Source organism: Streptomyces sp. NPDC127084, assembly GCF_042724175.1.
In the GTDB taxonomy this organism is placed as follows: Bacteria; Actinomycetota; Actinomycetes; order Streptomycetales; family Streptomycetaceae; genus Streptomyces.
This window is the reverse complement of sequence record NZ_JBHXFA010000139.1, coordinates 1-19,370: the sequence shown is the minus strand read 5'-3', so window position 1 is coordinate 19,370 and position 19,370 is coordinate 1. Positions and strand designations below refer to the sequence as shown.

The window sequence follows — 19,370 nt, the reverse complement described above, 5'->3', positions numbered from 1 at the left end:
CCGGGGGGGTAACCCCCCCGCCCGTCCCTGCCGCTCGCGTCTGCCTACCGGTCCTACAGGTTGCCTCGCTTGGCCTGCTCACGCTCGATCGCCTCGAACAGGGCCTTGAAGTTGCCCTTGCCGAAGCCCATCGACCCGTGCCGCTCGATGAGCTCGAAGAACACGGTCGGACGGTCCTGGACCGGCTTGGTGAAGATCTGGAGCAGATAGCCGTCCTCGTCGCGGTCGGCCAGGATCTTCAGCTCCCGGAGGGTCTCGATCGGGACCCGGGTGTCACCGACCCACTCGCCGAGGGTGTCGTAGTACGAGTCGGGCGTGTCCAGGAACTTCACCCCGGCCGCGCGCATCGTGCGCACCGTCTCCACGATGTCGTTCGTGGCGAGCGCGATGTGCTGCACACCGGCGCCGCCGTAGAACTCCAGGTACTCGTCGATCTGCGACTTCTTCTTGGCGATGGCGGGCTCGTTGATCGGGAACTTCACCTTGAGGGTGCCGTCCGCGACGACCTTCGACATCAGCGCCGAGTACTCGGTCGCGATGTCGTCGCCGACGAACTCCTTCATGTTGGTGAAGCCCATGACGTTGTTGTAGAAGGCCACCCACTCGTTCATCCGGCCGAGCTCGACATTGCCCACGCAGTGGTCGATGGCCTGGAAGGTGCGCTTGGCCGGGGGCGCCACCATCGGCTCGACCGCGACGAAACCGGGCAGGTAGGGGCCGTCGTAGCCGGAGCGGTCCACCAGGGTGTGGCGGGTCTTGCCGTACGTGGCGATGGCGGCGAGCACCACGGTCCCGTTCTCGTCCTTGACCTCGTACGGCTCCTCGACGCCGCGCGCGCCGTGCGCGACCGCGTACTCGTACGCGGCCCGGGCGTCCGGCACCTCGATGGCGAGGTCGATGACACCGTCGCCGTGCTCGGCGACATGGTCGGCGAGGAAGCGGCCCCGGTCCGTGGACGGCTTGATGACGGAGGTGAGAACGAAGCGCGCGGCGCCGTTCGTGAGGACGTACGAGGCGGTCTCGCGGCTGCCGTTCTCGGGTCCGGAGTACGCGACGAGCTTCATGCCGAAGGCGGTGGAGTAGTAGTGCGCGGCCTGCTTGGCGTTGCCCACGGCGAAGACGACCGCGTCCATTCCCTTCACCGGGAAGGGGTCGGCCTGCCGTGCGGTGTGAGGGGTCTGTTCCTGGATCTCAGTCATGGCCGCAGACTCCCGCCGATCCACAAGCTGCGCAATAGTTTGTTTATGGGCTGGGCAATCTGCGCAGTCAGTGTCCGAATTGTTCGGGCTATCTGTACATGGTGACCATTCGGGGAGTCTTCGATGACGATTGATCAGCTGGACGGCAAGCTGATTGTGCTGCTGGCACGCGAGCCACGCATCGGCGTACTGGAGGCCTCCCGCCGTCTGGGGGTCGCCCGGGGCACGGTCCAGGCGCGCCTTGACCGCCTCCAGTCCAGCGGGGTCATCCGGGGTTTCGGTCCGGAAGTGGATCCGGCGGCTCTCGGATATCCGGTGACGGCGTTCGCGACGCTGGAGATCAAGCAGGGCGAGGGCACGGATGTACGAGCCCATCTGGCGACCGTCCCCGAGGTGCTGGAGTTGCACACGACGACCGGCCACGGCGACATGCTCTGCCGACTGGTCGCCCGCTCCAACGCGGATCTCCAGCGGGTGATCGACCGGGTGGTCGGCTTCGAGGGGATCGTGCGGGCGTCGACGGCGATCGTGATGGAGAACCCGGTGCGGCTGCGGGTCATCCCGCTAGTGGAACAGGCGGCGGCGGACGCCCGTCGTTGAGCTGCGCACCACTGCCGCGACCTGACGGCCGGGGCCGGGGGCATCGCCGGAGCGGCGGCTCAGCAGGTCGGGACCTTGTCCGAGCCCTGGCCCAGCAGCCGCAGCGCGTCCACGGCGTCCTTGAGCGTCGTCACGGGGATCAGCCGCATGCTCTTGGGCGCCTCGGCATGGGCGTCCATGCACTCGGCCTTGGGCACGAGGAAGACCTTCGCCCCGTCCCGGGCCGCGGCCTGGGTCTTGAGAGCCACCCCGCCGACAGCGCCGACCTCGCCGTTCGGGGTGATCGTGCCCGTGCCCGCGATATCACGGCCCCCGGTCAGATCGCCGCCCGCGCCGTTGCCTTCGATCTTGTCGACGATGCCGAGCGCGAAGAGCAGCCCGGCGCTCGGGCCGCCCACGTCGGCGAGGTTCAGGGTGACCTTCACCTTCGCCGGGTCCTCTTCGAGATATCCGAGTGCCGCACGCACCGCGCTGTTCTGGGACTTCGCCATCTCGGCGGTGTTGTGTTTCTCGATCTCCCTGTCGGACTGCCCCGGCGGGTAGACGGCGTCACGCGGCAGCACCGCGCGGTCGCTGCGGAACCACGCGTCCACCACATCGCCGAAGTCCACATCGGCGGACGGCCCGGTCGCCATGATCGTCGTCATGCGCAGCGCCCCGGCCGGCTGCCTGGTGGGCACGCCGGAGATCGTGATCACCGGCTCGCCCTGGTCCGCCCCCAGCACATTGGTGGTCTGGCCCGGCTGCGCCAGGGTGAAGGGCAACGGTGCGAGTCCGGCTACCGCGAGCAGCGCGGCGACGGGGACGGCGCAGACGGCGAGAGCCCAGGGGCGCGGGAGGCGAGAGAGGAACACGGGTGCCAATCTACGCGGCACCGGACGGGGCAACGAGCCCGGCCCCGGGCGGCCCCGGTCAGCGCAGCGCTTCCGCCACCTCGCGGGCCGCCTCCACCACCCGGGGGCCCACCCGCTCCGGTACGGCCTCGGCGAGCATGACGACCCCGACACTGCCCTCGATGCCCGTCACCCCGATCAGCGGTGCGGCGGCCCCGCTCGCGCCCGCCTCCAGTTCACCGTGGGTGAGGGTGCACACGGGCTCGGTGAGTCCACCCTGGCGGGCGGAGAGTATCGCCTTGCCGGCCGCGCCCCGGTCCAGGGGATGCCGGAACCCCGCCCGGTACGCCACGTGGTAGTCCGTCCAGGTCGGTTCCACGACCGCGACCGCGAGCGCCTCCGCCCCGTCGACCAGGGTCAGATGGGCGGTGGCGCCTATGTCCTCGGCGAGCGAGCGCAGGGCGGGCATCGCCGCCTCCCGTACCAGCGGATGCACCTGCCGGCCCAGGCGCAGCACGCCGAGTCCCACCCGGGCCCGACCGCCCAGGTCGCGGCGGACGAGGGCGTGCTGTTCGAGCGTGGCGAGCAGCCGGTAGACGACCGTCCTGTTGACGCCGAGCCTGTTGGACAGCTCGGTGACGGTCAGGCCGTGGTCGGTGTCGGCGAGCAGCTTGAGGACACGCAGTCCCCGGTCGAGCGTCTGGGAAGTCTCCGCGGTCACGACGCCCCCCTCCTTCGGTCTTCGGAGTGAGTAGCGGCAGCGCTCTCGCGGACCGTTCGGCGGGACCGGTCCCTAGGGAGCAAACCGCACGCACGGAGAGGCCGCCGGAGGTTGTGGCACACCGGCTGCGCTCCGCGGCGGCGCTGCCACGGGGCGTTGTCAATGCGGGGAATGTAGCGACAGGCTCCGCTGAGCGGAAGACCTCGTCCAGAATCCGGGCGTGGGCCGGGGGCGTACGGCAGCCGGTGCCCGCTGTCCGCTGACCGGTGCGGCGCACATGGGGGCTGCTCCGGGGTGTCTCGTACGCCCAGCGGGTCAACGCCGGTCGCGTGGATGCCGTGCGGGGCGCGCGGGTGTTTCAGGGTTGCCCGAACCCGCTGCACACGCCTCGCCTCAGGTGGCCGGAGGAGCGCCGCCGCATCGGCGACGGCGTGCACCGGAACGACCGTACGAGCGTCAGCGCATACGGGTGGCCCACTCCTGCACCTTCTTGATCCGCTCCCGGATCTGACCCGCCGTCGCCTCCGCGCTCGGCGGCCCGCCGCACACCCGCCGCAGCTCGGTGTGGATCACGCCATGCGGCTTCCCGCTCTGGTGCACATAGGCGCTGACCATGGTGTTGAGCTGTTTGCGCAGCTCCAGCAGCTCCTTGTGCGAGACCACGGGCCGCCGCTCGGCAGGCAGCTCCAGCAGGTCGGCCTCCGCGTCCGGCTTCTTGCGGCTGTGCGCGATCTGCCGGGCCTGGCGCTTCTGGAGCAGCATCTGCACCTGGTCCGGTTCGAGCAGCCCCGGGATGCCGAGGTAGTCCTGCTCCTCCTCGCTGCCGGGGTGCGCCTGCATACCGAACTCGGCGCCGTTGTACATCACCCGGTCGAAGACCGCGTCGGACTCCAGCGCCTCGAAGGGCAGCATGTCCTGCTCGCCGGTGTCCTCGTCCTGCTGCTTGTTGGCCTCGTCCATCTCCTTCTCGGACTCGGCGTACGGGTCCTCCTCGCCGTCCTTCCTGGGCCGGTCGAGCACATGGTCGCGCTCGACCTCCATCTCGTTGGCGAAGCCGAGGAGCATGGGGATGGTCGGCAGGAACACGGACGCGGTCTCACCGCGCCGCCGGGACCGTACGAAACGTCCCACGGCCTGCGCGAAGAACAGCGGTGTGGAGATCGTCGTGGCGTAGACCCCGACCGCGAGGCGGGGCACGTCGACGCCCTCGGACACCATCCGGACGGCGACCATCCAGCGGTCGTCGTTCTCGCTGAACTCGTCGATCCGCTTCGACGCACCGGTGTCGTCGGACAGTACGACGGTCGCCTTGCTGCCGGTGATCTCCCGGATCAACTTGGCGTACGCCCGCGCCGAGTCCTGGTCGGAGGCGATGACCAGGCCGCCCGCGTCCGGGATCGACTTCCGGACCTCGCCCAGCCGCTGGTCCGCCGCGCGCAGCACGTTCGGCATCCACTCACCGCGCGGATCGAGCGCGGTGCGCCAGGCCTGCGAGACGGCGTCCTTGGTCATCGGCTCGCCGAGCCTGGCGGCGATCTCGTCGCCCGCCTTGGTGCGCCAGCGCATGTTGCCGCTGTAGGAGAGGAAGATGACGGGCCGCACGACATTGTCGGCGAGCGCGTTCCCGTATCCGTACGTGTAGTCGGCGGCGGACCGCCGGATCCCGTCGTTGCCCTCCTCGTAGGAGACGAACGGGATGGGGTTGGTGTCGGAACGGAAGGGCGTACCGGTGAGCGCGAGCCGGCGGGTCGCCGGCTCGAACGCCTCAAGGCAGGCCTCGCCCCAGGACTTGGAGTCCCCGGCGTGGTGGATCTCGTCGAGGATGACGAGGGTCTTGCGCTGCTCGCTGCGGTTGCGGTGCAGCATCGGGCGCACGCCGACACCCGCGTAGGTGATGGCGACGCCGTCGTACTCCTTGCTCAGCGGGCCCGCGCTGTAGTCCGGGTCCAGCTTGATCCCGATCCGCGCCGCTGCCGCCGCCCACTGCTTCTTCAGGTGCTCGGTCGGCGCGACGACGGTGATCTGCTGCACGACGTGGTGGTGCAGCAGCCAGGACGCGAGGGTGAGCGCGAAGGTCGTCTTACCGGCACCGGGGGTCGCCACCGCCAGGAAGTCGCGGGGCTGCTCCTGGACGTACTTGTCCATCGCCCCCTGCTGCCAGGCACGCAGCTTGCTGGCGGTGCCCCAGGGGGCGCGGCCGGGGAAGGCGGGTGAGAGGTGGTGGGAGTGCGAGGCGGTGGTAGTCACGGTCTCCGGTTCGGGCGCTCGGGTCTACGTGCGGTCGTACGACAACCGGGCCACCCTATCGGTGGCCCGGTGCCCGACCCGGTCGAACCCGGGCGCGTCCCCCGCAGGTGCGGTGAGCGTCACAGCGGTGGCTCGGCCAGCTCCCGCAGCGCCTTCGCGATCGCCTTCACCTCGTCCAGATCGCCCGTGGACACCGCGATGACCAAGCGTTCGGCCGCGTCGATGTCAGGGCGCAACTGCACCTCGTTCATGGCCAGGAACACCATGCAGGAGGTCCAGGCCGTGCGCTTGTTGCCATCGATGAACGGGCGGGTGACGGCGAGCGACTGGAGCAGCGCGGCAGCCTTCTCGAACAGATCGCTGTATGCCTCCTGGCCGTACATCGACGCCGACGGGCGGTGCACGGCCGACTCCAGCAACCCGAGGTCGCGAATGATGACGTCCTGGTCATCCACTGCCGCCGCGGCGATGGCCAGGACGGCTTCCGCGTCCAGGTAGACGTACGTCACTTGAGCCGCTCCAGCAGTTCAGACCACTTGGCCACCTGCTCCTGGGCGGTCTTGCGGACCATGGCCTGGTGAGCGGTTCTGGCGAGGTACTCGTCGACGGCCTTGAGCAGTATGGCGTGCATGCTGGTGCCCTCTTCCTCGGCGCGCCGCTTCAGGGCTTCGGTCTGGTCGTCGCGAAGACGCAGGTTCATGGCCATACCAAAGTGGTACCACCGATGGGGTCAAACTGGTACCACGACTTCCCGGCGCGGTCCCAGCCGCGTCGCCACCCAGACCCCCACCAGCGCCACCGCCGCCATCGGCACGTACACCGCTGCGAACGCCGCCGCGTGCGCACTCTGCTCGGCAGCCCCGGCCGGCACCACATGGGCGCCCACCGCGCCACCGCCCAGGGCCGCGAAGGCGGCGCCGCCGGTGGCGAGCAGCAGCACATTGGACAGTCCGTCGGATATCTGGAGCGCCGCCGAGTTCGCCCCGGACTCCTCCGGCGGCGACAGCTTGAGCAGCAGCACGCTCGTGGAGCTGATCACCAGGCCCATACCGAAGCAGCCCCAACCCCAGGCCACGGCCACGACCACCACCGGCACGGACGGGATCAGCACGGTCGGCGCGGTGGCTATGGCCGCCGTGACCAGCACCATTCCGGCCACCGCGAGGCGCTCGCGATACGGCTCTACGCGCGGCCGGGACTGGACGAACGAGCCCAGCGCCCAGGTCGCCCCGCCCACGGCGAGTGAGAGACCGGCGAGGGTCGGGGAAAGGCCGCGCTGGGTGACCAGCATCAGCGGGACGAAGGACTCGGCGGAGATGAAGGCACCGGCCGCCACCCCGCGCAGCAGCACCACGGACGGCAGCCCGCGGGCCGCACGGTAGGTACCGCGCGGCAGCAGCCCGCGCACCGCGGGCACCAGCAGTGCCGCGCCCGCCGCAGCCGGGAGCAGCGACACCCAGCGCAGGTCCTGCGCGGCGTACTGCATCAGCCCGGTGCCGAGGGAGATGGCCAGCGCCAGCCTGATCCGGCGCCCGTCGAAGCGGGCGGCGCGCACCGCCGCCGGATCGTCGTCCGCCGCCGTGACCGGGCCCGAGGCCATCCGCCGGATCGCGGGCAGCGCGAGCGCCAGCGGCACCAGGACCAGGGGCGGTATGCCGAGAAACACCCAGCGCCAGCCGAGCTGTTCGGTGAGCGTGCCCGCGACCAGCGGCCCGATCACGGACGGGATCACCCAGCTCGCGGCGAAGGCGGCCAGGACGGCCGGCTGGAGGCGCTGCGGGTACGCCCGCCCGACGACGACGTACAGCGCGACGATCACCAACCCGCCGCCCAGCCCCTGGACGGCCCGACCGCCGATGAAGAGCCACATAGTGCCCGCCGTACCGCACAGCAGCAGCCCGGCCGCGAACGCCGAGATCCCCGCCGCGAGCGGACCCAGCGGCCCGCGCCGGTCCGCCCACTGCCCGGCGACGACCATGCCGAACAGACTTGTCGTGAACACCGCCGAGAACCCGAACGCGTAGAGCCCGACCCCGCGCAGTTCCCGCGCGGCGACCGGCATGGCGGTCCCGACCGCGGTCGCCTCGAAGGCGATCAGCAGCACGACGGAGACGATCCCGACACTGAGCGCGCGGTAGCGGCTGCCGAGAACACCGCCGCCGAGCTCTGCGTCGAGGAGCTCGGCGGCGGTGTCGGCCGCACGCGGCTTGAGTGCTGTCATGAGCTCAGGGTAAGGGGCGTCTCTGACATTCGGCCCTGTCGCGAGACGGGACCTGACTCGTCCATCCGCCCTACACCCAGGGACCTACGGCCCGGCACCCGGCGCCGACGACAGGGTCTTGCATGAACCACTGTGAACAGCGCGTTGCAGTCGTATGCCGACCCCGGCCCGGCGCTTGAACGAGCCCGTCCGGCGCTCCTACGGTCGACACCACACGACCGTGTGCCCGAGTGGTTCAGGGGCTCGTCTGCAAAGCGAGTTACATCGGTTCGAATCCGATCACGGTCTCCACTGCCTTGACCCAGGCGAAGCAGAAGAGCGGCGCCCCCGAACGGGCGTCGATCAGCCGTCAGTCAGTCTCGCGACGTCATTGACGCGCACCTCTGCGATCATCCCCGAAACCTCACGATACGGAACCGTCAGGTGCGCGGGCCGGACGTTGGAAACATCGGCCGCCGTTTTCACCAATGAGAGCGTCCCGGTCTGGATCTGCCGGTACCAGTGCACCAGGATCTCCACATGCGAGCCAGGCGGAACACTCACGGAAATCTGCTGGGCTGACGCATATTGCTCTGTGGTTTCGGTTCCCCGACGCAGCTCGAGAGAAGCTGTCAACTCCGCTTCGGCCACCACGACATTCGCCTTGACCGCCTCACTGATTGCCGCCTTGACGTCCCATGCCACAGAACGCCGCCACTGCCGCGAAACAGTCCTCTCGATTCTGATTTCCGCGTGAGTGCTGTTCGCGAACACGCCGATACGCTCTACGGACTCAAGCTCTTGGTCGAATCCACCTGCGGATTTCTCGGCGAGCTCCCAGCGGGTCTCACTCGAATTTCCACGATTCAGCAGGGACATGGCGACGGAGAAAGCGATAGGCACAACGAACTGGATCACTTAGTGCCCCCACGGATGAGCGATCACACGGGCCCCGCGACGCACAACGGTCGCCCTTTGGTTGACCTCAGGTGACCAGCATGGCACATCTCTTATCGATTGGTGTCCTTCGTGAAACACCGGGTGCTGTGGGTGCAATTGCGTCGGAAGAAAGAAGAAATGCGCGAATCAGCGTCCGCCCAGTGCGACCTGCGCGGCGAGTCGCCGGACCCCGTCGAGCGACGCATCGTCGTCGGGCCGGTCGAACGCAGTCCTCAACGGCGCCACTCGCCGGACGACGCAGCGGCGCGGCGCTGTGCCGCGCCTCGCCGCCCTTCGCCTGACGGCGCGTCGCGCGCCGTGTCACGAGGGCTACGAGCCGACCGCCGCCACCGCTGCCTGGGGCCGGATCGGGAGACGGTTGACCGGGCGGCCCGTGGCTGCGCGTACCGCGGAGGCGACGGCCGCCGGGGAGGTGACCACCGGGACCGCGCTGGCGGCCTTGGCACCGAAGGGGGCCACCACGTCGCGCTCTTCGATGAGTGTGACGATGCGGATGTCAGGGGCGTCGAGGGCGGTCGGCAGCGCGTAACCCGTGAGATCGGGATGGCGGATCAGACCGCGGGCGGTGCGCAGGTTCTCGGTGAGGGCCGCGCCGACGCCCTGGGTGACGCCCGCCTCGATACGGGCCGCGAGCTGGGCCGGGTTGAGCACACGGCCGACGTCCTGGGCGACCGCCATCTCGACCACGCGCACGGAACCGAGTTCGATGTCGACGTCCACGACCGCGCGGATGGCGCAGAAGGCGAGCCCGACGAAGGCGTCACCCTGCCCCTGGCCGTCCAGCGGCTCGGTGGGGTGCGGGCGGCACTGGGCGGTGGCCCAGAGCTCCTTGCCGTTCATCGCCTCGGTGACGGTCGTGGACAGCACACCGTCATACGAAGTGATCTTGCCGTCCGTGATCTGGAGCAGTTCGGTGGACATCCCGAACTTGTGCGCCAGCGGCTGGAGCAGTTGGGTGCGGACCATCCTCGCGGCACGCTCGACCGCGCCGCCCGAGACCCAGGTGTGGCGGCCGTGAGTGGCCGGGCCCGCCGGGGGCTGGTCGGTGTCGACGGGCGCGATATGCACCTCGTCGATGCCCAGGGTCTCCTGGACGATCTGCCGGGCGAGTGTGGCGAAGCCCTGGCCGGTCTCCACAGCCGCGCAGATGACCGTGGCCACACCGTCCTGGACCTTGACCGTCGCTGTCGAGACCTCATCCGTGCCCTCGGCGCCGAGCATATGGACCATGCCCAGCGCGTAGCCGACGCCGCGGCGCACCGCGCCCGGTTCGCCCGCCCCTTCGGGGCCGCCCGGGAGCAGCCAGGCGTCCTCCGGGGTGTCCAGGGGCAGCGGCGGCAGCGGGAAGTCGCGTACGGCCTGGAGCAGTTCCGCGACCGGGGCGGGGCAGGTGACCGTCTGGCCGGTGGGCAGCAGGTCGCCGGTGGCGAGCACGTTGCGCATCCGCAGTTCGAGCGGATCGAGGCCGAGCTTCGCCGCGAGCTTGTCCATCTGCGCCTCGTACGCGGCGCACACCTGCATCGCGCCCTCGCCCCGCACATGGCCGGACGGCGGGTTGTTGGTGCGTACCGCCCAGCCCTCGATGAAGGCGTGCGGCACGACGTACGGTCCGCAGGCGAAGGCCACGGCGGCGGCCAGGGACTCCGACGAGGCGTCGGCGTAGGCCCCGGCGTCCAGCAGGATCTGGGCCTCCACCTTCACCAGGCGGCCCTCGGCGTCGGCGTGGTGGCGGTAGCGCAGCAGGGTGGGATGGCGGTGGGCGTGGCCGAGGAAGGACTCCTCGCGGGTGGCCGTCAGCTTCACCGGGCAGCCGGTTCTGAGTGCCAGCAGCCCGAGCGGGATCTGGAAGCCGGGGTCCTCGCGGTCGCCGGTCGCGCCGGGCACGCCCGTGACGACCACCTTCACCTGATCGGGAGCGAGCCCGAAGCAGGCGGCGGCCAGATCGCGGTCGGTGTGCGGGTCGGTCGACGCGGTGTAGATCTCCACGCCGCCGTCGGGGCGCGGCACGGCGAGGCCCGCTTCCGCCCCGATGGGGGCCGGGTCCTGGCGGCCGATCCGGTAGAGGCCCTCGACTACGGTCTCGCCGGACACCGCGGGGTCGCCGTAGCTGAGCGGGATATGCCGGATCAGATTGCCGTCGGGGTGCAGCGGTTCCGCGGAGAACGCCTGCTCGGGGTCGGTGACCGGTTCGAGGATCTCGTACTCGACCGTGATCGCGGCTGCCGCGAGCCGGGCCGTGTCGGGATGGTCGGCGGCGACGGCGGCGATCGCCTCGCCGTGGTGGCGGACCAGGTCGGACGCGAAGACCGGGCGGTCGGCGACAGTGCGTCCGTACGCCGCGTCACCGGGGACGTCGGTGTGCGTGACGACGGCCCGTACGCCGGGCATGGCGGCGGCGGCGGAGGTGTCGATGGCGGTGATACGGGCGTGCGGGTGCGGGGAGCGCAGGAGCGCGGCCCACAGCAGGCCCTCCGCCCACAGGTCGGAGGCGTACGGGAAGGTGCCCTCGGTCTTGGCACGGGCGTCGGCCTGCGGGAGCGAGGCGCCCAGTCCGTGGGCGGGCGGCTCCTGCCCGGGGCCGTCGGCCGCCAGGGGCGTCGCGGTGGTGGATGTGGCCGCGGTGGTGGCCGCGTCGTTGCTCACGCCATGCCTCCGTCATGCGGGTGGAGCGGCTGCACACTGCCCGCCCCCGGGGGTGCCTGGTGCGGGATGCGGGCGACCGCCTCGGCGCCGGGCTCGAAGGCCTCGGCAGGCTCGGCGGCGGACTCGCGCTCGGCGACGACCTCGCGCACGGCGTCCAGGACCCCGCGGTAGCCGGAGCAGCGGCAGAGGTTGCCGCACAGCGCCTGTCGGGTCTCCAGCTCGGTGGGGGCGTGGTTGCCCTCCAGCAGATCGTGGACGGTCATGGCCATGCCCGGGATGCAGAAACCGCACTGGACCGCGCCGCGGGCGGCGAGGGCGCGCTGCACATCGGAGGGCTCGCCGTCCACGGCGAGGCCTTCGACCGTGCGGACCTCGGACCCGGCCGCGGTGGCCGCGGGGACGAGGCAGGAGGCCACCAGCCGGCCGTCGACCTGGACGTTGCACGCGCCGCACTCGCCCTGCGAGCAGCCGTCCTTCGCGCCCGCGAGGCCTAGGCGCTCACGCAGGACGTAGAGCAGGGACTCGCCGACCCAGGCGTCCGTGACGGGTCGGTCGGCACCGTTCACCCGCAGGACGTACGAGGTGGTCGGGTGCTCGTCTCCGTGCGGGGAGAGCGGGGCGGACGCGGACGGCGCTTCCGCTACCGGGGCTTCGGTCCGGCCTTCGGCGGGAACTTCGGCCTGGGCCGATTCGGCGGTCCCGGCAGCCTCCGCTTCGGTCTTCTCGACGGGCTCGGCACTGCTGGACTCGGGCTGCGCGGTCTCCGCCGCGGCCTCCGCCTCTGTATACGTATCCGCATCTGTGTCCGCCGTCGCCCAGGGCGCCGCAGCGCCACCGGGCAGGGTCGCCGGATAGGACGCGGGCTCCCCGGAGACCGGAGTCTGCTCGGGAGCCGGCTCATAGGCGTTCGGCTCCGCCGAAGGCGCCGCCCAGGGCGCGGGCGCACCACCCGGCAGGGTGGCCGGCGGTGTGCGGTCACCCCAGTGGGACGCCAGCGCGGAGGAGGAGTACTCCCCCGACTCGTCCGGAAGGTCACCCTGTGCCAGCGGGATGGTCCACTGCCCGGTGAGCTCGGTCGCCTCGCCGCGCGAGGTGTCCTCGTGCGCCGTCTCGCCGGGCGGGGCGGTCTCGTCGCCCCGCTGCGGGTGCACCGCGTCCGGGAACGTCCACTGCGCGGTCGCTTGCGGGTCGCCCGCTTCGGGCTCGGGCCAGGACGGCGTGGCGCTCTCCGCCGGAGTCAGCGGCATGATCATGGGCGGGGGTACGAAGCCGTGGCCGGGCGCCGCGAGCGGAGCGTCCATGGCTCCGTCCGGGGGCAGTTGGACGAACGCCGTCATATCGGAGTCGTACTCGCCCTGCGGGATGGGCTGCCAGCGGCCCCGGCGCTGCTCACGCGTTTCCTGCGCCGCCTGTTGCCGCTCATGCGCGTGCTGCTGCTCTTCCGACCGCTGCGAGCCGTTGTCTTCCGTGGTCACGAAAGCGCCCTCCCCAGTGCTCGTCGGGCCAGCGCGGCGACCGTGCGCCGCAGGTGCAGGATCGCGGGCGGCATCTGCTCGCCCCCGTCCGGGTCCGGGATGCAGGCCGCCGCCACGTACTCCCCGAAGGCGGTCAGCGCCTCGGGCGCCAGCCCGCGCTCACCGTCCCAGTCGATCAGCGACGCGATCCACCGCTCCGCCTCCAGCGGGCGCAGCGGCATCGGAGCGATCGCTCCGACCGCGCACCGCACACCGCGCCGGGCCGGGTCGAGTACGACGGCGACGGACGCGGAGGCACGGCCGGGGCCGGTGCGCCCGGTGACCTTGAGGAACACCTGGGGAGCGTGCAGCAGCGGCACACGTACAAAGCCGATCAGCTCGGCCGGACCCAGCATGTCCCGGCCGGCCAGCAGATGGGAGACCGGCAGCTCGCGGCGGGCACCGCCAGGGCCGGCGACGATCAGCTCCGCCTCCAGGGCGGCGAGCACGGGCAGGGTGTCTCCGGTGGGGGCCGCGGTGGCGATGTTGCCGCCGAGGGTGCCCGCGTTGCGGATCTGCGGCGGTCCCGCGGCGCGCGCGGACGAGGCAAGGGCGGGGATCAGCGCGGCGAAGTCGGGCCTGCCCATCCGGGCGTGGGTGAGTCCGGCGCCGAGCAGCGCGTGTCCGTCCTGGTACTGCCAGCCGCGGATCTCGTTGATCCGGCCGAGGCCGACCAGACCCGCGGGCCGCAGCCGGCCCTTGTTGACGGCGGCCATCAGGTCCGTGCCACCCGCGACCGGCACGGCGGCGGGCATGGCGCTGAGCGCCGCCACGGCCTCGTCGAGCGAAGCCGGCAGCGTCACGGGCTGCGTCGCCTGCGATGCGTGCGTGGTCAACCCAGCTGCCCCTTCCCGGTGTCCCGGCTGTCCGAGCTGTCCGACTGTGTTGCCGTACCGTACGTGCTCACGGCCCGGAGGTGGCAACTCTGGCACATCTTCCGAACAGTCCGGCGCGAGGGTCTGCGACTCGGACGAGCGGCGCATCGGTGTCGGCCACCCCATAGGCGGGGGATCGTCCGGTATGCCGTGACGGTGCTGTCACATGCGGGTTATCGCTCTTCCGCGGTCCTTGTACGACTTTTCCCTGTTGCCGTCCACAGTGTCAGGCAGCACCCCGCATGGCACCCCCTTGTTGCCGGGCTCACACGATTGGGGGCGACTACTCGATCTGGCGTCCGAGGAGTCCGGTCGGTGACGGGGTTGCCGGGGACGCCCGTACGCGGACGACCTCCGGTAGCGCGCCCGCAGCGCGCCTCCGGAGGCCGTCCGACGCGGAAGGACCGGAATGGACCCGGATGCTGCCGATGGAACCCACGGAACTCATGGGCCCCTATGGACGAGGAGGACGCCGACGGAGCGGTGGGCGGGAAGCACCGACCCCGCCCCGGCCGGGCCGGCGGCTTACTTGCCCTTGCCGCCGCCCTTGTCCTTGCCCTGGTCGCCACCCGAGCCCATCGACTCGTAGATCTCCTTGCACATCGGGCAGACCGGGTACTTCTTGGGGTCGCGCCCCGGCACCCAGACCTTGCCGCACAGTGCCACCACGGGAGTGCCGTCGAGGGCGCTCGCCATGATCTTGTCCTTCTGGACGTAGTGGGCGAAGCGCTCGTGGTCGCCGTCGCCATGCGACACCTGCGGTGTCGGCTCTACGAGGGTGCCCGTACCTGCCCCGCGCTCGGGCTCAAGAGTGCTCATGAGTGTCAAGGGTACTTAAGGGCGGCCGCTTCAGTTGAGCGAAGGGTCGTCCGGATATGTGGCGACCATCGCCAGCTCGCCGCGCTGGCGGCGCAGCACCGCCCGCCACAGGCTCTCCGGGCGCGGCGCCGACACGTCGCCGGGCTCCGACTCGACCACGTACCAGGCGCCCTCGGTGAGCTCGTCCTCCAGCTGTCCGGGACCCCAGCCCGCGTACCCCGCGAAGATACGCAGCGAGCCGAGGGCCGACGCGAGCAGCTCGGGTGGGGCTTCCAGATCGACCAGGCCGATCGCCCCGTACACCCGGCGCCAGCCGAGCGGGCCCTCGTCGCCGGGGATGACGGCGATACCGAGGGCCGAGTCCAGCGAGACGGGGCCGCCCTGGAAGACCACGCCGGGCTCGCCCGCCAGGCTCGCCCAGGGTTCCAGGATGTCGCCGACGACCACGGGCGTGGGCCTGTTCAGGACCACGCCGAGCGAACCCTCCTCGTCGTGGTCGAGCAGGAGCACCACCGCGCGGTCGAAGTTCGGATCCGCGAGGGCCGGAGTGGCGACGAGCAGCCGCCCTGTGAGGGAGGACACCTCGGTCATGCGAGACATGATCCCGCATCTTCGCCTTCGGCGGGGAGCGGCCTGCGGAGTGCGGACCGCACAACGGACCGTAACCCTCCGCTTATGTGGGGGAACAGAACGTACCGTGTCGGATTCATTACGCATACGAGGTGCCCTTGGCCTTATGGAACACGGGTAGGAGGGCCTTAACCTTTTCCCTGGCCCCTGCCCGCCCTCCCCCTCGCCACCGCTGAGAGGGGGACCTCCGGAACGCGAGATTCATGACCGGCACAGACGATGTACTGCTTGTCCACGGCGGAACCCCGCTGGTGGGCGAGATCCGCGTCCGCGGCGCCAAGAACCTGGTGCCGAAGGCCATGGTCGCCGCGCTGCTCGGCAGCGGGCCGAGCCGACTGCGCAATGTGCCCGACATCCGCGATGTGCGGGTGGTGCGCGGGCTGCTCCAGCTGCACGGCGTGACGGTGCGGCCCGGTGACGAGCCCGGCGAGCTGGTACTCGATCCGACGTATGTCGAGAGCGCCAACGTCGCCGACATCGACGCACACGCGGGCTCCTCCCGGATCCCGATCCTCTTCTGCGGACCGCTGCTGCACCGCCTGGGCCACGCGTTCATCCCCGGCCTCGGCGGCTGCGACATCGGCGGTCGGCCGATCGACTTCCACTTCGACGTGCTGCGCCAGTTCGGCGCGAAGATCGAGAAGCGTGAGGACGGGCAGTACCTGGAGGCCCCGCAGCGGCTGCGGGGCTGCAAGATCCGGCTGCCGTACCCGTCGGTCGGCTCGACCGAGCAGGTGCTGCTGACGGCCGTGCTCGCCGAGGGCGTCACCGAACTGTCCAACGCGGCCGTGGAGCCGGAGATCGAGGACCTCATCTGCGTGCTGCAGAAGATGGGCGCGATCATCTCGGTGGACACCGACCGAACGATCCGGATCACCGGAGTCGAGCGGCTCGGCGGTTACACGCACCGGGCGCTCCCGGACCGCCTGGAGGCCGCCTCCTGGGCCTCCGCGGCGCTGGCGACCGAGGGCAACATCTATGTGCGCGGAGCGCAGCAGCGCTCGATGATGACCTTCCTGAACACCTACCGGAAGGTCGGCGGCGCCTTCGAGATCGATGACGAGGGCATCCGTTTCTGGCACCCCGGTGGCTCGCTCAACGCCATCGCCCTGGAGACGGACGTACACCCCGGCTTCCAGACGGACTGGCAGCAGCCGCTGGTCGTGGCCCTGACGCAGGCGGCGGGTCTGTCGATCGTGCACGAGACGGTGTACGAGTCGCGGCTGGGCTTCACCTCGGCGCTGAACCAGATGGGCGCGCACATCCAGCTGTACCGGGAGTGCCTGGGCGGCTCCGACTGCCGCTTCGGCCAGCGCAACTTCCTGCACTCGGCGGTCGTCTCCGGCCCGACGAAGCTCCAGGGCGCGGACCTGGTCATCCCGGACCTGCGGGGCGGGTTCTCGTATCTGATCGCGGCGCTGGCGGCGCAGGGCACCTCCCGGGTGCACGGGATCGGCCTGATCAACCGCGGCTACGAGAACTTCATGGAGAAACTGGTGGAGCTGGGCGCGAAGGTCGAGCTCCCGGCGGGCGCGGTGGTTTGAGCCACGCTGCGGCACTGATGGCGGGTGTGTGGCCCCGGCTGTGACTGTGACAGTGACAGCCGGGGCCACACCCGTTTCGGTGAGCGCCTGCCCCGCTGGGAAGGCCCCCCGGAAACGCACAGAGGGGCGACCGCCCGGTCCCGGGTGGTCGCCCCTCGCACGATGCGCGCGGACGCGTCACGCACGCGTCGTGAGGCGTCGCGAGGCCTCGCGGAGTGCCGCGGTGCTCGCGGGTCGCCTTACTTGCCCTTGGCGGCTTCCTTGAGCTTCGAGCCCGCGGAGACCTTCACGCTGTAGCCGGCCGGGATCTGGATCGGGTCGCCGGTCTGCGGGTTACGCGCGGTGCGAGCGGCACGGTGGGTGCGCTCGAAGGTGAGGAAGCCGGGGATGGTGACCTTCTCGTCGCCCTTGGCGACGACCTCGCCGACGGTCTCGGCGAGAGCGGCCAGCACGGCGTCGGCGTCCTTGCGGGTCACCTCGGCGCGGTCGGCCAGCGCGGCCACCAGCTCACTGCGGTTCATGTTCTTACTCCCGTGTTCTTCTTGCCTATGAGGCGTGCCAAGCGGCGGAGCCGCATATCGGACACAGCGAAGCCGATGCTGCCAGGGTGCTCGGACATCCCCGGACCCGGGTCTGTTCGGCAGACCCTCCGCGTCCATGGGGTTCCCCCTAGGGCGCAGGCCCTCAGAGGAGCATCCTGCCCCCACCACCGGCGGGAAAGCCAATCCGGCACCCTCCGGAGTCACACGAAGAGCGCCACCGCCCCGTCGTGGTGACGTTCCGTCGACTCCCTCGCGACTCCCCGGAGCCATGGGCCACGGCTGGCCGGCAGGTCGTACGACACAGCCGGCCGCGGGCTCATGGTCCGCCACCCTAGAGGGGTGTTCCCGGCTCGCGACCGGCGACGCGCCGAGCGCGGGTCAGCCCGGCGTGGGTTCGGTCACAACCGCGCCGCCGGCGGCGCCCGCGGTCGTACCGGCCGCCTTCGCGGCTTCGCGCACGGCTCCCGCCACCGCCCCGGCGACCTTGTCGTTGAAGACGGACGGAATGATGTAGTTCGGGTTCAGCTCGTCCTCGGTGACGACACTCGCGAGGGCCTTCGCCGCCGCGAGCATCATGTCCGTGTTCACCGTACGGGACTGCGCGTCGAGGAGCCCGCGGAAGACTCCGGGGAACACCAGTACGTTGTTGATCTGGTTGGGGAAGTCGGAGCGTCCGGTGGCCACAACTGCCGCGGTCTGGCGCGCGGTTGCCGGTTCGACCTCCGGGTCCGGATTCGCGAGCGCGAACACGACGGCGTCGTCCGCCATGGCCGCGACATCCTCGGCGCCCAGGACGTTGGGCGCGGAGACGCCGATGAACACGTCGGCGCCCACGACGGCCTGCTTCAGAGTGCCGGTGACGCCTTCGGGGTTGGTGTTGTCGGCGATCCAGCGCAGCGCCGTACCCGGCGCCGCGTCCACGAGGTCCTCGCGGCCCGCGTGCACCACGCCGTGGATGTCGGCGACGACGGCGTGCTTGACGCCCGCCGCGATGAGCAGTTTGAGGATGGCCGTACCGGCCGCGCCCGCACCGGACATGACGACCCGTACGTCACCGATCGCCTTGCCCACCACGCGCAGCGCGTTGGTGAGCGCGGCGAGCACCACGATGGCGGTGCCGTGCTGGTCGTCGTGGAAGACCGGGATGTCGAGGGCCTCGCGCAGCCGCGCCTCGATCTCGAAGCAGCGGGGCGCGGAGATGTCCTCCAGGTTGATCCCGGCGAAGCCGGGCGCGATCGCCTTGACGATCTCCACGATGGCGTCGGTGTCCTGGGTGTCCAGGCAGATCGGCCAGGCGTCGATGCCTGCGAAGCGCTTGAAGAGGGCCGCCTTGCCCTCCATCACCGGCAGCGCGGCCTTGGGGCCGATGTTGCCGAGGCCGAGTACGGCGGAACCGTCCGTCACGACGGCGACGGAGTTGCGCTTGATGGTGAGGCGGCGCGCGTCCTCGGGGTTCTCGGCGATCGCCATGCAGACGCGGGCCACACCCGGCGTGTAGACCATGGACAGGTCGTCACGGTTGCGGATGGGGTGCTTGGACTGCATCTCGATCTTGCCGCCGAGGTGCATCAGGAACGTACGGTCGGAGACCTTGCCGAGGACGACGCCCTCGATGCCCCGCAGCTTCTCGACGATCTCGTCGGCGTGCGTGGTGGATGTCGCCGCGATCGTGACGTCGATACGCAGCTTCTCGTGACCGGATGCGGTGACGTCGAGGCCGGTGACCGATCCACCCGATGACTCGACCGCCGTGGTGAGCTGGGAGACCGCGGTTCCGCTCGCGGGCACCTCCAGCCGGACCGTCATCGAGTACGAGACGCTGGGCGCCGTTGCCATGGCCGGGTTCCTCTGCTTTCCCTAGCTTCATCGAGCTTCATTGCTCATGACCCGCCCGGCGAAGGCCGGACAGGCTTTCCGATCGTCGCACCTACCTGCGAGTAGCTGGTAATACTGTTGCTTTTGTTCTCGGAAAGTGTTTTCCACATTACGAGAACACCCCGGGAATCGGGAAACGAAGAGGCCCGCGTCACCCTGAGGGTGACG

At 70.6% G+C, this 19,370-nt stretch carries 17 protein-coding genes and 1 tRNA gene; 3 read left to right on the top strand and 15 right to left on the bottom strand.

What is annotated here, in order from left to right:
* Nucleotides 1–53 precede the first annotated feature (53 nt).
* The gene (hppD, locus tag ACFWI9_RS26555) at nucleotides 54–1,199 is read right to left on the bottom strand and encodes a 4-hydroxyphenylpyruvate dioxygenase (protein WP_387165653.1); all 1,146 of its coding nucleotides are present in this window, start codon (nucleotides 1,197–1,199) and stop codon (nucleotides 54–56) included.
* A 123-nt stretch (nucleotides 1,200–1,322) separates the two neighbouring features.
* On the opposite strand from hppD, the gene ACFWI9_RS26550 reads away from it, so the two are divergent.
* Complete coding sequence (locus tag ACFWI9_RS26550) at nucleotides 1,323–1,799, top strand: Lrp/AsnC family transcriptional regulator (protein WP_387165651.1); 477 nt, start codon at nucleotides 1,323–1,325, stop codon at nucleotides 1,797–1,799.
* Nucleotides 1,800–1,858: 59 nt separating this feature from the next.
* Here the strand turns inward: ACFWI9_RS26550 and ACFWI9_RS26545 are convergent, their stop codons facing one another.
* The 6 genes from ACFWI9_RS26545 to ACFWI9_RS26520 all read right to left on the bottom strand — a co-directional run bounded on the left by ACFWI9_RS26545 (nucleotide 1,859) and on the right by ACFWI9_RS26520 (nucleotide 7,821).
* A complete protein-coding gene (locus ACFWI9_RS26545; protein ID WP_387165649.1) occupies nucleotides 1,859–2,653 on the bottom strand; it encodes a S16 family serine protease in 795 nt (264 codons plus the stop codon).
* 58 nt (nucleotides 2,654–2,711) lie between these two features.
* On the bottom strand, nucleotides 2,712–3,353 hold the full coding sequence (locus ACFWI9_RS26540; RefSeq protein ID WP_338677010.1) for a helix-turn-helix domain-containing protein: 642 nt from the start codon (nucleotides 3,351–3,353) through the stop codon (nucleotides 2,712–2,714).
* A gap of 456 nt (nucleotides 3,354–3,809) precedes the next feature.
* The gene (locus tag ACFWI9_RS26535; RefSeq protein ID WP_387165647.1) at nucleotides 3,810–5,600 is read right to left on the bottom strand and encodes a DEAD/DEAH box helicase; all 1,791 of its coding nucleotides are present in this window, start codon (nucleotides 5,598–5,600) and stop codon (nucleotides 3,810–3,812) included.
* 119 nt (nucleotides 5,601–5,719) lie between these two features.
* Complete coding sequence (locus ACFWI9_RS26530) at nucleotides 5,720–6,109, bottom strand: type II toxin-antitoxin system death-on-curing family toxin (RefSeq protein ID WP_387165645.1); 390 nt, start codon at nucleotides 6,107–6,109, stop codon at nucleotides 5,720–5,722.
* Nucleotides 6,106–6,306, bottom strand: coding sequence for a CopG family transcriptional regulator (locus ACFWI9_RS26525; RefSeq protein ID WP_387165643.1), 201 nt, complete (start codon nucleotides 6,304–6,306; stop codon nucleotides 6,106–6,108). Before ACFWI9_RS26525 ends, ACFWI9_RS26530 begins: the two co-directional genes overlap by 4 nt.
* Before the next feature lie 24 nt (nucleotides 6,307–6,330).
* A complete protein-coding gene (locus ACFWI9_RS26520) occupies nucleotides 6,331–7,821 on the bottom strand; it encodes an MFS transporter (protein ID WP_387165641.1) in 1,491 nt (496 codons plus the stop codon).
* Nucleotides 7,822–8,037: 216 nt separating this feature from the next.
* Between ACFWI9_RS26520 and ACFWI9_RS26515 the strand changes: the two genes are divergently transcribed.
* A tRNA-Cys gene (locus tag ACFWI9_RS26515) sits at nucleotides 8,038–8,112 on the top strand.
* A 51-nt stretch (nucleotides 8,113–8,163) separates the two neighbouring features.
* Here the strand turns inward: ACFWI9_RS26515 and ACFWI9_RS26510 are convergent.
* The 6 genes from ACFWI9_RS26510 to ACFWI9_RS26485 form a co-directional block, all read right to left on the bottom strand.
* Complete coding sequence (locus tag ACFWI9_RS26510) at nucleotides 8,164–8,718, bottom strand: hypothetical protein (RefSeq protein WP_387165639.1); 555 nt, start codon at nucleotides 8,716–8,718, stop codon at nucleotides 8,164–8,166.
* Nucleotides 8,719–9,069: 351 nt separating this feature from the next.
* A complete protein-coding gene (locus ACFWI9_RS26505) occupies nucleotides 9,070–11,403 on the bottom strand; it encodes a xanthine dehydrogenase family protein molybdopterin-binding subunit (RefSeq protein WP_387165637.1) in 2,334 nt (777 codons plus the stop codon).
* On the bottom strand, nucleotides 11,400–12,878 hold the full coding sequence (locus ACFWI9_RS26500; RefSeq protein WP_387165635.1) for a 2Fe-2S iron-sulfur cluster-binding protein: 1,479 nt from the start codon (nucleotides 12,876–12,878) through the stop codon (nucleotides 11,400–11,402). The genes ACFWI9_RS26505 and ACFWI9_RS26500 overlap by 4 nt, the downstream gene beginning before the upstream one ends.
* Nucleotides 12,875–13,753 carry an FAD binding domain-containing protein gene (locus ACFWI9_RS26495; RefSeq protein ID WP_387165633.1) on the bottom strand — a complete coding sequence of 293 codons (879 nt, stop codon included), beginning with the start codon at nucleotides 13,751–13,753 and terminating at the stop codon, nucleotides 12,875–12,877. The genes ACFWI9_RS26500 and ACFWI9_RS26495 overlap by 4 nt, the downstream gene beginning before the upstream one ends.
* 564 nt (nucleotides 13,754–14,317) lie before the next feature.
* Complete coding sequence (locus tag ACFWI9_RS26490; protein ID WP_387165631.1) at nucleotides 14,318–14,611, bottom strand: DUF3039 domain-containing protein; 294 nt, start codon at nucleotides 14,609–14,611, stop codon at nucleotides 14,318–14,320.
* A 30-nt stretch (nucleotides 14,612–14,641) separates the two neighbouring features.
* Nucleotides 14,642–15,202 (bottom strand): YqgE/AlgH family protein, encoded by a 561-nt coding sequence (locus tag ACFWI9_RS26485; RefSeq protein WP_387165629.1) that lies wholly within the window; start codon nucleotides 15,200–15,202, stop codon nucleotides 14,642–14,644.
* Between the two features lie 242 nt (nucleotides 15,203–15,444).
* Here ACFWI9_RS26485 and murA point away from each other — a divergent pair, with 242 nt between their 5' ends.
* Nucleotides 15,445–16,785 (top strand): UDP-N-acetylglucosamine 1-carboxyvinyltransferase, encoded by a 1,341-nt coding sequence (gene murA / locus ACFWI9_RS26480; RefSeq protein WP_387165627.1) that lies wholly within the window; start codon nucleotides 15,445–15,447, stop codon nucleotides 16,783–16,785.
* A 239-nt stretch (nucleotides 16,786–17,024) separates the two neighbouring features.
* Here the strand turns inward: murA and ACFWI9_RS26475 are convergent, their stop codons facing one another.
* Together ACFWI9_RS26475 and ACFWI9_RS26470 are read right to left on the bottom strand one after the other, a co-directional pair.
* Nucleotides 17,025–17,306, bottom strand: a complete 282-nt coding sequence (locus tag ACFWI9_RS26475; protein WP_004571953.1) for an HU family DNA-binding protein — start codon at nucleotides 17,304–17,306, stop codon at nucleotides 17,025–17,027.
* A gap of 399 nt (nucleotides 17,307–17,705) precedes the next feature.
* A complete protein-coding gene (locus ACFWI9_RS26470) occupies nucleotides 17,706–19,163 on the bottom strand; it encodes an NAD-dependent malic enzyme (RefSeq protein WP_387165625.1) in 1,458 nt (485 codons plus the stop codon).
* Between the last annotated feature and the right edge of the window lie 207 nt (nucleotides 19,164–19,370).

Bases quoted from the DNA above. Each gene is read 5' to 3' on its own strand.
- ACFWI9_RS26525 (WP_387165643.1), bottom strand. From the start codon at position 6,306: ATGGCCATGAACCTGCGTCTTCGCGACGACCAGACCGAAGCCCTGAAG.
- hppD (WP_387165653.1), bottom strand. From the start codon at position 1,199: ATGACTGAGATCCAGGAACAGACCCCTCACACCGCACGGCAGGCCGAC.
- ACFWI9_RS26550 (WP_387165651.1), top strand. From the start codon at position 1,323: ATGACGATTGATCAGCTGGACGGCAAGCTGATTGTGCTGCTGGCACGC.
- ACFWI9_RS26475 (WP_004571953.1), bottom strand. From the start codon at position 17,306: ATGAACCGCAGTGAGCTGGTGGCCGCGCTGGCCGACCGCGCCGAGGTG.
- ACFWI9_RS26485 (WP_387165629.1), bottom strand. From the start codon at position 15,202: ATGACCGAGGTGTCCTCCCTCACAGGGCGGCTGCTCGTCGCCACTCCG.
- ACFWI9_RS26470 (WP_387165625.1), bottom strand. From the start codon at position 19,163: ATGGCAACGGCGCCCAGCGTCTCGTACTCGATGACGGTCCGGCTGGAG.
- murA (WP_387165627.1), top strand. From the start codon at position 15,445: ATGACCGGCACAGACGATGTACTGCTTGTCCACGGCGGAACCCCGCTG.
- ACFWI9_RS26490 (WP_387165631.1), bottom strand. From the start codon at position 14,611: ATGAGCACTCTTGAGCCCGAGCGCGGGGCAGGTACGGGCACCCTCGTA.
- ACFWI9_RS26520 (WP_387165641.1), bottom strand. From the start codon at position 7,821: ATGACAGCACTCAAGCCGCGTGCGGCCGACACCGCCGCCGAGCTCCTC.